Source organism: Pantoea sp. R13S299 (genome assembly GCF_048515925.1).
GTDB lineage: Bacteria > Pseudomonadota > Gammaproteobacteria > Enterobacterales > Enterobacteriaceae > Pantoea.
In genome coordinates, this window is sequence record NZ_JBLYEF010000001.1 from 1,854,491 (window position 1) to 1,867,687 (window position 13,197).

The following is a 13,197-nucleotide window of genomic DNA, read 5'->3' on the forward strand; positions in this document are numbered from 1 at the left end:
AAGTTCATGATCGCGCCCGAATTATTAGCAGTCACTCACGGCAATAGGACAAAAAGCGCGTCAGTGCCTTTGAAATATGCTTCTGCCGGTGATGAATGCGGTAGAGCGTTCGGGTCAGACGTGGCAACGGAATCGCCAGCTCTGTCAGCGTGCCCGCCTCCAGCAAATCGGCAATCACCCGGCGAGAAAGACAGCTGATCCCCATGCCGTGTCGCACCGCATGCTTGATCGCTTCGGAGTTGCCCAGCTCCATGCCCAGCTGAAAACTTGGCAGGTGCGACAGCAGTAGATAATCGACGATTTCACGGGTACCGGAGCCGCGTTCGCGCAGGATCCACGGCGCTTCCGCCAGGGTTTTCAGCGTCACCGGCTGTTGCAGAATCGCGGCGTCTGGCGCAGCAAACACCACCAGCTCATCTTCCAGCCAGGGTTCGCTGACAAGTTCGGTCATGTGGCACGGTCCTTCAATCAAACCCACATCGACGCGAAAATCGGAAACCGCCTGAATCACATCCTGACTGTTGCCAACGCTCAGCTCCAGCGGCAGACCGGGAAAATCGCGACGATAGGCGGCCATCATGCCCGGCAGCAGGTAGTTACCGATAGTGCTACTGGCGAAGACGCGGATCGCGCCGTTATCCTCTTTGAACAATTGCTCAATTTCGCCCGCCTGCTCCAGCAGCCCGACCGCGCGCGGATAGAGCAGCCGCCCATGCTCATTCAGCACCAGCCGTTTGCCGACGCGGTCAAACAGCTGTACACCAAGCTGACTCTCCAGATCGGCCAGCGCTGCGCTGACCGCCGACTGCGACAGCGCCAGCAGTTGCGACGCCTGGGTCGTGGAGCCGCTCTTAAGCACTTCGGTGAACACTTCGATTTGCCGCAGCGTTATGTGCATCGTTGCCTCTTAACTCAGTGAATGCCTGACAAGGTAAATGATTAACGCCAGCCAGATCAGTCCAATCACCACCAGCCAGCCTGTAATTTTCTTTCCGCGGGAACGCTGAGCCTGCGCCCGCTCGTTGCTGCTAATGCGCACCTCTCGCGGTAGCAACCGCAACAGCACCATGACGCCCGTCGGGATGATCACCGCGTCATCCAGCAGACCCAAAAACGGGATGACATCCGGGATGAGATCGATCGGACTGACGCCATAGGCGACCAGCCCCAGCATCCCCAGCTTGTTCCACCACGGCGTGCGCGGATCGCGAAAAGCGAACCACAGCACAAACACATCTCTTTTGATCAGCGTCGCCCAGCGGCGCAGACGCGAAACTATCATGATCACTGCCTTATCGTTTATTCTGGTCAATTATAAATATATTATCAATTTCACTTTTAAGCCAGTGACCCTCATGATCAGGTCTCAACCACGAGGAGTGACCATCATGACCGAACTGAGCATCGCTAAAACGCATCATCCCGTTACGCTCTGGTTCCCCGGTCTGCTACTGACCGCCGCGATTGCCGCGGCTGCCAGTTGGCTGGCGCAGCAACCGGCCATTGCCGCGCTGGGGCTGGGTTCACTGACCCTGGCGATTATGCTGGGTATTCTGGTCGGCAACAGCGTCTATACGCCGCTGGCGTCGCGCTGCGACAGCGGCGTGGTGCTGGCTAAACAGAAGCTGCTGCGACTGGGGATCATTCTGTTTGGCTTTCGCATCACCTTACAGCAGATCGCCGACGTGGGTTTCAGCGGTATCCTGATTGATGCGCTGACGCTGAGCAGCACCTTCTTAGTCACCTGCCTGCTGGGCATCCGGCTGCTGAAGCTGGATCGCGATACCGTCTGGCTGATTGGTGCAGGCAGCAGCATCTGCGGGGCGGCGGCCGTACTGGCGACCGAGCCGGTGGTGAAAGCCGCGCCGTCGAAAGTCGCGGTGGCTATCGCGACCGTGGTGCTGTTCGGTACGCTGGCCATCTTTATCTATCCGCTGCTGTGGCCGCTGGCGCATCACCTGTTTCCGGGCCTGAGTGCGGCACAGTTTGGGGTTTTCACCGGCTCTACTATCCATGAAGTCGCGCAGGTGGTAGCCGCCGGACACAGCATCAGCCCGGATGCCGAGAACAGCGCCGTGATTGCCAAAATGCTGCGGGTGATGATGCTGGCGCCGTTCCTGCTCTGTCTGAGTGCGGTGTTACGCGGTAAACGCAAAACGAGCAAAGCACGTCAGCCGGTGACGTTTCCCTGGTTTGCCCTGCTATTTATTGCGGTCGCACTGTTTAACTCGCTGCAGCTGCTGCCTGCCACGGTGGTTGCCACGCTGAATGAGTTGGCGGGTCTGCTGCTGGCGATGGCGATGGCGGCACTGGGATTAACCACCCGTTTCGGGGCATTACGTGAGGCGGGCGTTAAACCGCTGCTGCTGGGCGCGCTGGTGTTTGGCTGGCTAATCGCGGGCGGCGGCACTATCAATCTGCTGGTGCAACATTTCATGGGCTAGCGGCATCGGGTATCATGCCGTTTCATCCGTGCATAGCCCCAGGAGAAAGGCATGAAATATATTGGCGCACACGTGAGTGCGGCAGGTGGCGTGGATCAGGCCGTGATCCGCGCCCATGAAATAGAAGCCACCGCCTTCGCCCTCTTTACTAAAAATCAGCGTCAGTGGAAGGCCGCCCCGCTCTCCACTGAGGTGATTGATGCTTTTCGCGCCGCCTGCGAGACGTATAAATACAGTCCGCAGCAAATCCTGCCGCACGACAGTTTTCTGATTAACCTCGGTCATCCGGTTGAAGAGGCGCTGGAGAAATCCCGCGCGGCCTTTATTGATGAACTGCAACGTTGTGACCAGCTCGGCCTGACGCTGCTGAACTTCCATCCCGGCAGCCATCTGCATCAGATTGAAGAAGAGGCCTGTCTCAAGCGGATTGCGGAGTCGATCAATATCGCCCTCGACCAGAGCCAGAATGTCACCGCCGTGATTGAGAATACCGCCGGTCAGGGCAGTAACCTGGGGTTCCGCTTCGAGCACCTCGCCACCATTATTGAACTTGTCGAAGATAAGTCGCGTGTCGGCGTCTGCATTGATACCTGCCATGCGTTTGCTGGCGGTTATGACCTGCGCACCGAAGCGGACTGCGAAGCGACCTTTGCAGAGTTTGAGCGCATTGTCGGCTTTAACTATCTGCGCGGCATGCATCTTAACGATGCCAAAAGCGCCTTCGACAGTCGCGTTGACCGTCATCACAGCCTGGGTGAAGGGAATATCGGCAAAACGGCGTTTAGCTGGCTGATGAAAGATCCGCGGTTTGATGGCATCCCATTGATTCTGGAAACCATTAATCCTGATATCTGGAAAGATGAGATTGCCTGGCTGAAAGCCGAACAGCAGGGATAGAGAAAGGGGAGCGTATGCTCCCATCGCTTTAATTTCGAGAGCCGTCTGTAAAAGCAAACAGGGAGCCATCCGGCTCCCTGTTATTTTTACTTCAGCAGATTATGCATTTCTGCAAATCAGGCTTTCGCCAGCTGCTCTTCCGGACGTTTCAGTACCGCATAGCTCAGACCTGCAATCGCGGTGCCGATGATAATCGCCATCAGATAGCCGATAACCGGGGTAATCGCGCCAGGGATCAGCAGGACAAACAGTCCACCGTGCGGTGCCATCAGTTTCGCGCCAATCGCCATGGAGATTGCGCCGGTCGTTGCACCGCCTACGATACAGCAAGGCAGAACGCGCATCGGGTCACGGGCCGCGAATGGAATCGCACCTTCTGAGATAAAGCAAAGACCCAGAACCAGTGCCGCTTTACCCCCTTCCTGCTGACCTTTATTGAACTTTCGACGGGCAACCAGTGTTGCCAGACCCATCGCCAGCGGTGGCACCATACCGGCTGCCATGATGGCGGCCATTGGTGCATAGGTCTGCGAACTCAGTAAGCCGACGCCAAATGCGTAAGCCACTTTATTCACCGGACCACCCATATCGGTACACATCATGCCGCCCAGAATCGCACCCAGCAGGACCGCATTCGCCGTACCCATGTTAGCCAGCCAGTGCGTCAGACCACTCATGATGCCTGCAACCGGTTTGCCCACCACGTAGATCATCAGCAGGCCGGTGATCAGGCTGGCGAACAGCGGGATAATCAGTATCGGTTTCAGCGCTTCCATACTTTGCGGCAGTTTAACTTTGCCGCTGATCAGCTTCGCCGCATAACCGGCAATAAAGCCCGCGATGATACCGCCTAAGAAACCGGCGTTGATGCTGGTGGCAATCATACCGCCAATCAGACCTGGCGTCAGACCCGGACGGTCAGCGATGGAGAAGGCGATAAAGCCCGCCAGCACCGGAACCATCAGGGCAAAGGCGCTGCCACCACCGATTTGCATCAGCGCAGCGGCCAGTGTGCCCTGCTCTTTAAAGGCTGTGATACCAAAAGCGAACGACAGGGCGATGCTCAGACCACCCGCGACCACCATCGGCAGCATATAAGACACACCGGTCAGCAGGTGACGATAAGCCCCTGCTCCGCCTTTCTTCTCTTCTTCACTCTCATTGCTCTGTCCGCCAGCCGCCGCTTTGTACGGCTTCGCTTCTGCAACAGCTTTATCCAGTTCCTGCGCGGTTTTCTTCAGCGCCAGACCGGTTGAGGTGCGGTACATCGGCTTCCCGGCAAATTTCGCCAGATCGACTTCGATATCGGCTGCGACGATCACCAGATCGGCGGCTGCAACTTCTTCCGGCGTGATGGCGTTACCAGCACCCACTGAACCGCGGGTTTCCACTTTCACCCACCAGCCGCGACGGGTCGCTTCAGCCTGAATGGCTTCGGCAGCCATAAAGGTGTGCGCCACGCCAGTCGGACAGGCAGTAACAGCAACCACGCGTTTCTGTGCGCCAGCCTGAGCCGGTGCAGCAGCTGGTGCGCCTGCAGGTGTTGCCACCGCAACAGGAGCCTGCCAGGTTTTGGCTTCGGCTTTTGCACGGTTCAGGAAAGTTTCAGGCTCACGTACTGCCAGCTGGATATCACCCAGCCAGACCGCTTTGCCGTTCAGTGCCGCGTCGTCCGGCACGTTTTTGCCCAGCACAATCGCGAGTTCAGCGTCGGCAGGGTTATCAGTCAGTGTCAGGCCCGCAGCAGCGGCAGCCGCCGCCAGACGTTGTTGCGCCATGTATGCGGAAGCCAGTCCCAGTGTAGGGTCTTTAATCAGCAGCGTTTTCATTATCGCTCTCCTGCTGTCAGTTAACGGGTTGTAAGTCGACGCGCGCCATCATTGCGGCCAACTGAGTACGATCGGAAACGCCAACGTTGCTCTGGCTCACGGCCATCGCCGCCACGGCAGTCGCAAGACGCAGCGTGTGTTCGCTGGATTCGCGCATCAGCAGGCCATAAATCAGGCCGCCAACCATCGAATCACCGGCACCCACGGTGCTGACGACTTCACACACCGGCGGTTTAGCAATCCATTCGCCTGAAGCGTTGACCCACAGCGCGCCTTCAGCGCCCAGCGAAATCACCACATGGGCGATGCCCTGCTCGCGCAGTTCGTGCGCAGCACCAATCACATCCTGCAGGGTTGGCAGTTTGCGGCCGGCCCAGATTTCCAGCTCACGGCGGTTAGGTTTAACCAGCCACGGTGCGGCTTTCAGTCCTGCCACCAGCGCCTCGCGGCTGCTGTCGAAGATGATGCATGGGCAGTGGGTGCGCAGTTCGGTCATCCAGCGGGTAAAGGCATCGTGATCGACACCTTCTGGCAGGCTGCCGCTGACGCAGACCATATCGAACTGGCCCAGCCAGGTCAGAGAATCCGTCGTAAAACGATCCCAGTCCTGAGCGGTGACCTGAAAACCGGAGAAATTCAGATCGGTCACGTCGCCGGTCTGTTCAGTGAGTTTAACGTTGATACGGGTACGGCCTGGCACCACCTGGAAACGGTTAGCGATGCCCAGCTCGCTGAACAGCTGCTGGAAACCGTCCTGATTCTCTTTACCCAGGAAGCCACCCACGGTGACATCGATACCCAGATCTTTCAAAACTTTAGCAACGTTGATGCCCTTGCCCGCCGCGTGCAGCCCGGTGGTTTTCACCAGATTGACTTCGCCGCGTTCAATTTCAGGGGTATATCCCACCAGGTCATACGCCGGATTCAGCGTGATGGTGGCGACGCGTCTGCTCATGATGCCCCCTCACCCAGACCGCTGGTGATCGCTTCTTCAATGGCGTTCAGCGCCTGCTGTGCATCGTCGCCGCTGGCGGTGAAGCGCAGGCGATGGCCTTTCTTCACGCCCAGTGCAACCACTTTCATCAGGCTGCGGCCGTTAGCCGGTTTACCGCTGCCGTCGAGATTAGTCACGGTGATGTCGCTGTTAAACTGCTTGATCACGCTGACCAGCGCGGTGCCCGGACGGGCATGCAGGCCATGTTCGTTGCGAATAGTGTATTCAGCAGTCAGCACGTCAGCCTGCTCATCAACCTCACTGGTCAGCAGTGCGTAGACGCCTGCCGCATCAGCTTTCAGCAGACGATCTGCTTTGCCCTGTTGCAGCAATGCGCTGAGGTAACCCAGCACTTCCAGCGGACGTTCATCGGTCGCAGAAACGCTGATTAACAGCGCCGCTGATTCGCCCTGATGCTCAAAGGCATGTTCAGCGCGGCTGATGGCCACGCCGCTGCGCAGGTTACCGAGGCTGCTGTCGCTGAGCCAGATGCCCTGACCCAGATTCAGCGGAGCCGTTGAGACCACGTCTGCGACGTAGCTGGAATCCACCACGCCTGCGGACTGCAGTCGGCCGGCGTTCATCGCCTGCAGGGTGATCAGATCGCTGGCTGCGACGTTGAGCGTAATTAATGAGGTGTCGAAGCTGAACTCGGCGGCTTGTTTCTCGCCCATCAGCAACGCACGAAGGTCTTCAGCAGAGGCGGTTTTAAGCTGTTCGGCAATGGTGTCATCGCTCAGAACATGCGTCAGCTGACGCAGCAACGCCAGATGTTCATCCGACTTAGCGGCAATCCCGATAGCAACGTAGGCGGTCTGATCGTCCCCCCAGGCAATGCCCTGCGGGAACTGAAACACCTGAACACCGGTTTTCAGCACCATATCGCGGGTATCGGTGGTGCCATGAGGGATTGCGATGCCGTTGCCGAGGAAGGTTGAGGTCTGCTGTTCGCGTGCCAGCATGCCGTTGACATAGCCTTCCGTCACATTGCCCGCCGCGGTTAACGCGGCAGCAACCTGACGAATGGCCTCTTCTTTATTCTGGGCGCTGGCTCCGGTATGGATGGCCTGCAATTCGAGCTGGAACATAATTCTCCTCGCTTGCTGAGATTGAATCGTTTCAGCCAGTGGGGATTTTTTTACGCCATGCTGTTGAAAACAGGTGGCGCGGTCACCGCTGAAACGTTTCAGGGATTGTGGTACAGCAACTATACGGAGGCAAGAAAATGCGCAAACGGCGTAACAGATTTTTGACGTTACGCACATTTCGGGGGGGTTAAGGCGAATAAAAAGTAAACAGGCTGACGCGGTTGCTGTAAGCCAGAGATTACCGGACTAAAAACTTCAGCAGCGTCAGCGCCTCAGGGCGCGGTATCTGCTTCAAGTTGCAGCAGATAGATCATCGCCTGATGGCGCGAATCGCCGCACATGCTATGTGCTGGTTGCAGACCTGCACAGACGGCAGGACGCAGTGGTGAGCCAAACAATTTGCAGCGAAGTGTGTCATCAAGCTGGACGCAGGCCGTGTTCGCGGGCTTACCGTCAGGCATGCCAGGAATCGGTGAAGAAATAGAGGGCGCTGTGCAACAGGCACCGCATTGGCTACGGCATTGCATGCTGTGCTCCGGCAGAGAAAGTCGCGGCGACAATAGCAGTCCGTGACAGCAATTGCCATGAAAGCCGCGGCCTGACACAAAATTTCGCATCCGCCATATTGCCAGTTTTCCACGGCGCGAGTAACGTTGCGCGCACTTCACTCTCAAGATAGCGAGAACAGCAATGCCAAAAGCCAATGAAATCAAAAAAGGGATGGCCGTCACCCACAACGGTAAACTGCTGCTGGTTAAAGACATTGATGTCCAGAGCCCCAGCGCACGCGGTGCCGCCACCCTGTATAAAATGCGCTTTACCGATGTCCGCACCGGTTTAAAAGTCGAAGAGCGCTTTAAAGGCGACGAGATTATTGATGCGATTTCGCTCAGCCGTCGCAGTGTGACCTTCTCTTATATAGATGGTGACGAATATATCTTCATGGATGATGAAGATTACACCCCCTACTCTTTTAAACAGGAGCAGATTGAAGAAGAGCTGCTGTTTATCCCTGAAGGCGGCATCCCAGGTATTCACGTGCTGACGATGGAAGGCCAGGTGCTGGCGCTGGAACTGCCACAAACCGTAGATATGGAAATTGTGGATACCTCACCAGGCATTAAAGGCGCTTCCGCCAGCGCCCGCACCAAACCGGCCGGAATGAGCACAGGTCTCTCCATCCAGGTTCCGGAATACCTCAGCAATGGTGACCGTATCCGCATCCATATTGCTGAACGCCGCTATATGGGTCGTGCAGACTAACCACTCAACTGCTGCCAATCGTGATAGTGTTATAGTATTACATTATCACGCTATTCCCGGGCAGGAGTCGGACCCATGACACGCGTTAATCTGATTACCGGTTTTCTGGGCAGCGGCAAAACCACGCTGCTCTGCCATCTGCTGGCAGCCCGGCCCGCCGGTGAAAAGTGGGCCGTGCTGGTCAATGAATTTGGCGAGATCGGAATCGATGGTGCCCTGCTGGCCGATCGCGGTGCCACACTTAAAGAGATCCCCGGCGGCTGCCTCTGCTGCGTGAATGGCCTGCCAATGCAGGTCGGACTGAATATGCTGCTGAAGAGCAAGCCCGATCGGCTGCTAATAGAGCCTACCGGCCTGGGTCATCCCCGTCAGGTGACAGAGAGGTTAAGTGCGCCGGTTTATCAGGCGTGGCTGCAACTGAGGGCCACCCTGACGCTGCTGGATGCGCGCCAGCTCGCCGATCCCCGAATCGTTGCCAATGAAAACTTCCGCGATCAGCTGGCTGCCGCCGATATTATTATCGCCAATAAGCGTGACTGCTGGGATGAAGAGGATCGTCAGCGCCTGGCTGACTGGCAGCAGCAGATGCAGCCTCCGCGTCCATTAATAGAAACAGAATTTGGTCAGATCCCGCTTTCCCTGCTGGATACGCCTTATCAGCCCCGTGAACTTCCCGTGCCACATCATCATCATCATCCGGTCAATCCCGCGAGTGGTCTGGCAGCATTACGACTGGATGGCGAGGCGCGCTGGCGTCGGGCACTGAACCACGGCCAGGACTATAGCGCCTGCGGCTGGTTGTTTGATGCTGATACGCTGTTCGACAGCGGTGCGCTGCTGGAATGGGTCCGGCAGGCACAGGTAGATCGCATTAAAGGCGTAATGCGCACAGCAGAAGGCACAATGCGTATTAACTGCCAGGCAAAAGACCTGCAAAGTGAGACGCTCACCTCACCGCCACCCGATAGCCGCATTGAGATCATCCATTCTCAGCAGGCTGACTGGAATCGGCTACAATCGGCGTTGTTGAAGTGCCGTTTACGCTAAGACAGGTATTGTCGGCGGTTATTTTTTTTAAATGAGTTTTTGATTATGCGCGCAACCCGCCTTATTACTATCCTGCTGCTTAATGCACTGGGCGTAGTGCTATTTCTTTCGTGGTATCTGCCGCCTGAACATGGTTTCTGGTTTGGTATCGATAAATCTGTTTTCTTTGGCTTCAATAATCAGATGGTGACCCATCCGCTGTTCGCGCTGATCGTCGCTATCACCAATTTCCGTGGTTTTGATGCAGTGTCACTGCTGGCGATGGGCCTGCTTTATCTGTCGATCTGGCGGCGGGAAACGCCACAGGCGCAGCGCCGGATGCTGGCTATTGGCATCACCATGCTGCTTACCGCGGTCGTGCTAAATCAGCTCGGCCACTTGCTGCCGGTGAAACACTCCAGTCCGACCCTGTTCTTTGAGAACGTGCATCGCGTCAGTGAACTGACCGGTATTCCCGCGAAAGATGCCTCGAAAGACAGCTTCCCTGGCGACCACGGTATGATGCTGATTATTTTCGCCTGCTTTATGTGGCGTTATTTTGGCTTCAGCCGTTTTTTAATTGCCGCCGCTATTGTGATTCTATTTTCACTGCCGCGCGTCATGGCGGGTGCACACTGGTTTACCGATATTGCCGTCGGCTCACTGTCGGTAATATTAGTGGGCCTGAGCTGGTGGCTATTAACGCCAGCCAGTGATGTGCTGGTTAACTGGTTTTATCGCAAATTACCGGGCAAATATAAGCCCGTCATGTAAATGTTAAGCGCGGTCGGTTAAATCGCCCTGGTCTTAACCCTCCGCGCTTATAAAAAACAGCTCATCACTATTAGCCTGCTAATTAAAATCACGAAAAGAAAAGGTTATGACCCTGCTGGCAGGCTAAATAGTCACCAATTCCCTCTGTCAATAAAGAAAAATCTAAAAACAGGCTCTATGCCCTGAATTAGCGCCCCTTTCACCGCCTGTTCTCTTCATCATTTGACCACAATTGTAGCTAAAGTAGTCAGTGTGTTACGGTTTGATTCTCATCAAAAAAACCTATATGAAATTGATTAAAAGCACTCGCCACGGCGTCTGTAATCAGTTAACCTCAGTCGCAGTGAGGCTACAGCGGCAGAAAATTCGGATTTTTTACCGTTAAAGTGTGTCCATTAACACATTTTAGTAATTAAGGATTTGTCTTAGTCTGTTGCGCTTATTAATCTCCCTGTTTTGTCATCTGGCTGGCGACAATTTTGTCGTAAGGAAATCGAAGGAAAACCCGAATAATGGTCAAGTCTCAACCAATACTGAGATATATCTTGCGGATCGTGCCCGCCCTGGCGCTGGCAACACTCCTCTCAGCTTGTAGCAGTACCCATAGTAGTCAAAACGCGAATAACGAGAATCATGAAGTTAACAACCACAATGGTTTTTTACTTCAGGCGTCTCAGGATGAGTTTGAAGAAATGGTGCGTAATGTCGACGTTAAGTCGCGCATCATGGAACAATACGCCGTCTGGAAAGGTGTGCGCTATCGCCTCGGTGGCGATACCAAACGCGGGATCGATTGTTCCGCCTTTGTACAACGCACCTTCCGCGATCAGTTTGGCTTAGAATTACCCCGTTCTACCTCTGAGCAACAGGACACCGGCAAAGAGATTACCCGCGGTAAACTGCGCCCTGGCGATCTGGTGATGTTTCGTGCCGGTTCAACGGGCCGTCACGTAGGTATCTATCTGGGTAACGATAACTTCGTTCATGCCTCCACCAGCAGTGGCGTCATGATCTCCAGTCTCAATGATGACTACTGGAAAAAGCGTTATCGTGAAGGACGCCGTGTATTAAGTCGTAACCCGACCTGATTATCACCTTCGATCTTCTCTCAGCCAGAGAACATGAAACGCTGCTTATGCAGCGTTTTTTTTCGTCCCTTATTTTTACCGACAGCAGATAGATAAGATAAAAGCATTGTCATTCAGATTAATAACGAGACTTTTCAGACACTCTCGTTATATTCTCGGTCGCTTAAACCGAAGCAGTCGTGCGCAATAACATAATAATAATTTGATCAGGAGCACCTCATGCCACTGTCGGGGGCGCTACGGCGCCACGCCACTTATCCTCGCCGCATCGCATGGAGTAGCGCGATGGCCGGCGGCTTATTCTTTCTGTTATTTACCGCACTGTCGCTTCACCAGACCTGGCAGAAGCGCGAACGACAACATCAGCAATTGCTGGAGAACAGTCGCACAGCCTTACAGCAAACGCTCTCCAGCCTGCTCAACAGTACCCTAAGTCCCCTGCTTCCCTTTACCCACACTGCCTGTCATACCATTAATCGTGAACTCACTTCACGCGCTGCCTTTGCCGGTAACCTTCGCGCCATCCTGCTGGTTAATGACGGGAATGCCTTTTGCTCCTCGGCCACCGGCAGTTTTAATCTGCCGATTAATGTCATTGCGCCTCATAGTGATATTTCGCACGATTTCGATTTGCAACTGATGCCAGGCACGCCATTACAACCGAATAAACCGGCGCTGGCATTGTGGATTAAAAATCCCGGCAGCCTGCAGTCAGGCGTATTCGCGACGCTGAATATCACCCTGGCGCCCTATCAGCTGCTGGCGTCACGGCATCCGGAAATTACCGGTATGGCACTGATGGCCCAGCGCAGCGCCTTAACCAGCTGGCAGTCCGGCGTCATTGAGAACATAAATCTGCCGCAGCCACTGATCCGGCAGGCACTGACAGGTTATCCGCTGCAGTTTGTGTTGTACGGCTCCACGCTGGCATTCAGCGACTACCAGAATATCCTGCTGTGTGGCCTGCTGCTGTCGCTGCTGGTTGCTGGCGGCTGCTGGTTGTTGCTGTCAGTTTATCAGCGTCCGGGTAAAGAGCTGATTCGGGGCATGAAGCGCGGCGAGTTTCACGTTGAATATCAACCGCTGGTTACCTCCCATGATGGTCATCCTTATGGTATGGAAGCGTTGCTGCGCTGGACTCACCCGACCAAAGGTCCGATCCCGCCCGATGTGTTTATTCCGTACGCCGAGTCGCAAAACCTGATTATTCCGCTGACCCGACATCTGTTTCAGCTGGTTTCACGTGATGCACACCTGCTGTGTCATACCATTCCCCGTCATGCCTGCCTGAGCCTCAATATTTCGCCTCTGCATCTGACTGACAACGACTTTCGTCAGGATGTGCTGCACTGGCTTGATACCATGCCTGCGGACCACTTTAATTATGTGTTTGAGATTACCGAGCGGGCCATGGTGCGCGGCGAAAACGTCGGAGAACTGTTCGACTGGCTGCATCAGCAGCAGATCCATATCGCCATTGATGATTTTGGTACCGGTCATAGCGCGCTGATCTATCTTGAACGTTATGACTTTGATTACCTGAAAATCGACCGCGGCTTTGTTCAGAGCATCGGTACCGATACCCAGACCTCACCGGTGCTGGATACCGTGCTGCAACTGGCGAAGAAGCTGAACCTGAAAAGTGTGGCCGAAGGCGTGGAGACCGGCGAGCAGGCGGCCTGGCTGATTAACCGCGGTGTGACCCATCTGCAGGGTTACATCTATAGCCGTCCGCTGAGGCCTGAAACGCTGATAGACTATTTCCGGCGTCATAAAGCCTGACACGGCCTGCCT

General features: G+C 55.3%; 13 protein-coding genes. 7 read left to right on the forward strand and 6 right to left on the reverse strand.

Annotated features, from left to right (window positions below; translation table 11 throughout):
• Positions 1-31 precede the first annotated feature (31 nt).
• Positions 32-898 (reverse strand): DNA-binding transcriptional regulator YeiE, encoded by an 867-nt coding sequence (yieE, locus tag ACN1CO_RS08935; protein WP_419138663.1) that lies wholly within the window; start codon positions 896-898, stop codon positions 32-34.
• 9 nt (positions 899-907) lie between these two features.
• Entirely contained in the window at positions 908-1,282 is a 375-nt protein-coding gene (locus ACN1CO_RS08940; RefSeq protein ID WP_419138664.1) for a YkvA family protein, read from the reverse strand.
• A gap of 106 nt (positions 1,283-1,388) precedes the next feature.
• On the opposite strand from ACN1CO_RS08940, the gene ACN1CO_RS08945 reads away from it, so the two are divergent.
• Positions 1,389-2,444 carry a YeiH family putative sulfate export transporter gene (locus tag ACN1CO_RS08945; RefSeq protein WP_419138665.1) on the forward strand — a complete coding sequence of 352 codons (1,056 nt, stop codon included), beginning with the start codon at positions 1,389-1,391 and terminating at the stop codon, positions 2,442-2,444.
• A 51-nt stretch (positions 2,445-2,495) separates the two neighbouring features.
• Entirely contained in the window at positions 2,496-3,341 is an 846-nt protein-coding gene (nfo, locus tag ACN1CO_RS08950; RefSeq protein WP_419138666.1) for a deoxyribonuclease IV, read from the forward strand.
• 116 nt (positions 3,342-3,457) lie between these two features.
• On the opposite strand, the gene fruA is transcribed toward nfo, so the two are convergent.
• The 4 genes from fruA to ACN1CO_RS08970 form a co-directional block, all read right to left on the reverse strand.
• Positions 3,458-5,170: a PTS fructose transporter subunit IIBC gene (gene fruA, locus ACN1CO_RS08955; RefSeq protein ID WP_419138667.1), complete on the reverse strand. Its 1,713-nt coding sequence runs from the start codon at positions 5,168-5,170 to the stop codon at positions 3,458-3,460.
• A 16-nt stretch (positions 5,171-5,186) separates the two neighbouring features.
• Positions 5,187-6,125, reverse strand: a complete 939-nt coding sequence (fruK, locus tag ACN1CO_RS08960; protein WP_090959394.1) for a 1-phosphofructokinase — start codon at positions 6,123-6,125, stop codon at positions 5,187-5,189.
• Positions 6,122-7,252, reverse strand: coding sequence for a fused PTS fructose transporter subunit IIA/HPr protein (fruB, locus tag ACN1CO_RS08965; RefSeq protein ID WP_419138668.1), 1,131 nt, complete (start codon positions 7,250-7,252; stop codon positions 6,122-6,124). The genes fruK and fruB overlap by 4 nt, the downstream gene beginning before the upstream one ends.
• Before the next feature lie 272 nt (positions 7,253-7,524).
• Complete coding sequence (locus tag ACN1CO_RS08970) at positions 7,525-7,779, reverse strand: YkgJ family cysteine cluster protein (protein WP_419138669.1); 255 nt, start codon at positions 7,777-7,779, stop codon at positions 7,525-7,527.
• 163 nt (positions 7,780-7,942) lie between these two features.
• Here ACN1CO_RS08970 and yeiP point away from each other — a divergent pair, with 163 nt between their 5' ends.
• The 5 genes from yeiP (at position 7,943) to ACN1CO_RS08995 (ending at position 13,185) form a co-directional block, all read left to right on the forward strand.
• Positions 7,943-8,515: an elongation factor P-like protein YeiP gene (yeiP, locus tag ACN1CO_RS08975; RefSeq protein WP_003854146.1), complete on the forward strand. Its 573-nt coding sequence runs from the start codon at positions 7,943-7,945 to the stop codon at positions 8,513-8,515.
• 75 nt (positions 8,516-8,590) lie between these two features.
• Entirely contained in the window at positions 8,591-9,562 is a 972-nt protein-coding gene (locus tag ACN1CO_RS08980; protein WP_419138670.1) for a CobW family GTP-binding protein, read from the forward strand.
• A 45-nt stretch (positions 9,563-9,607) separates the two neighbouring features.
• On the forward strand, positions 9,608-10,315 hold the full coding sequence (locus ACN1CO_RS08985; RefSeq protein WP_419138671.1) for a phosphatase PAP2 family protein: 708 nt from the start codon (positions 9,608-9,610) through the stop codon (positions 10,313-10,315).
• 512 nt (positions 10,316-10,827) lie between these two features.
• Positions 10,828-11,403, forward strand: a complete 576-nt coding sequence (mepS, locus tag ACN1CO_RS08990; protein ID WP_090959377.1) for a bifunctional murein DD-endopeptidase/murein LD-carboxypeptidase — start codon at positions 10,828-10,830, stop codon at positions 11,401-11,403.
• A gap of 219 nt (positions 11,404-11,622) precedes the next feature.
• The gene (locus tag ACN1CO_RS08995; protein WP_419138672.1) at positions 11,623-13,185 is read left to right on the forward strand and encodes a cyclic di-GMP phosphodiesterase; all 1,563 of its coding nucleotides are present in this window, start codon (positions 11,623-11,625) and stop codon (positions 13,183-13,185) included.
• The last annotated feature ends 12 nt before the right edge of the window (positions 13,186-13,197 follow it).

Bases quoted from the DNA above. Each gene is read 5' to 3' on its own strand.
- ACN1CO_RS08995 (WP_419138672.1), top strand. From the start codon at position 11,623: ATGCCACTGTCGGGGGCGCTACGGCGCCACGCCACTTATCCTCGCCGC.
- yieE (WP_419138663.1), bottom strand. From the start codon at position 898: ATGCACATAACGCTGCGGCAAATCGAAGTGTTCACCGAAGTGCTTAAG.
- mepS (WP_090959377.1), top strand. From the start codon at position 10,828: ATGGTCAAGTCTCAACCAATACTGAGATATATCTTGCGGATCGTGCCC.
- ACN1CO_RS08945 (WP_419138665.1), top strand. From the start codon at position 1,389: ATGACCGAACTGAGCATCGCTAAAACGCATCATCCCGTTACGCTCTGG.
- yeiP (WP_003854146.1), top strand. From the start codon at position 7,943: ATGCCAAAAGCCAATGAAATCAAAAAAGGGATGGCCGTCACCCACAAC.
- ACN1CO_RS08940 (WP_419138664.1), bottom strand. From the start codon at position 1,282: ATGATAGTTTCGCGTCTGCGCCGCTGGGCGACGCTGATCAAAAGAGAT.
- ACN1CO_RS08980 (WP_419138670.1), top strand. From the start codon at position 8,591: ATGACACGCGTTAATCTGATTACCGGTTTTCTGGGCAGCGGCAAAACC.
- fruK (WP_090959394.1), bottom strand. From the start codon at position 6,125: ATGAGCAGACGCGTCGCCACCATCACGCTGAATCCGGCGTATGACCTG.
- ACN1CO_RS08970 (WP_419138669.1), bottom strand. From the start codon at position 7,779: ATGCAATGCCGTAGCCAATGCGGTGCCTGTTGCACAGCGCCCTCTATT.
- fruB (WP_419138668.1), bottom strand. From the start codon at position 7,252: ATGTTCCAGCTCGAATTGCAGGCCATCCATACCGGAGCCAGCGCCCAG.
- fruA (WP_419138667.1), bottom strand. From the start codon at position 5,170: ATGAAAACGCTGCTGATTAAAGACCCTACACTGGGACTGGCTTCCGCA.
- ACN1CO_RS08985 (WP_419138671.1), top strand. From the start codon at position 9,608: ATGCGCGCAACCCGCCTTATTACTATCCTGCTGCTTAATGCACTGGGC.
- nfo (WP_419138666.1), top strand. From the start codon at position 2,496: ATGAAATATATTGGCGCACACGTGAGTGCGGCAGGTGGCGTGGATCAG.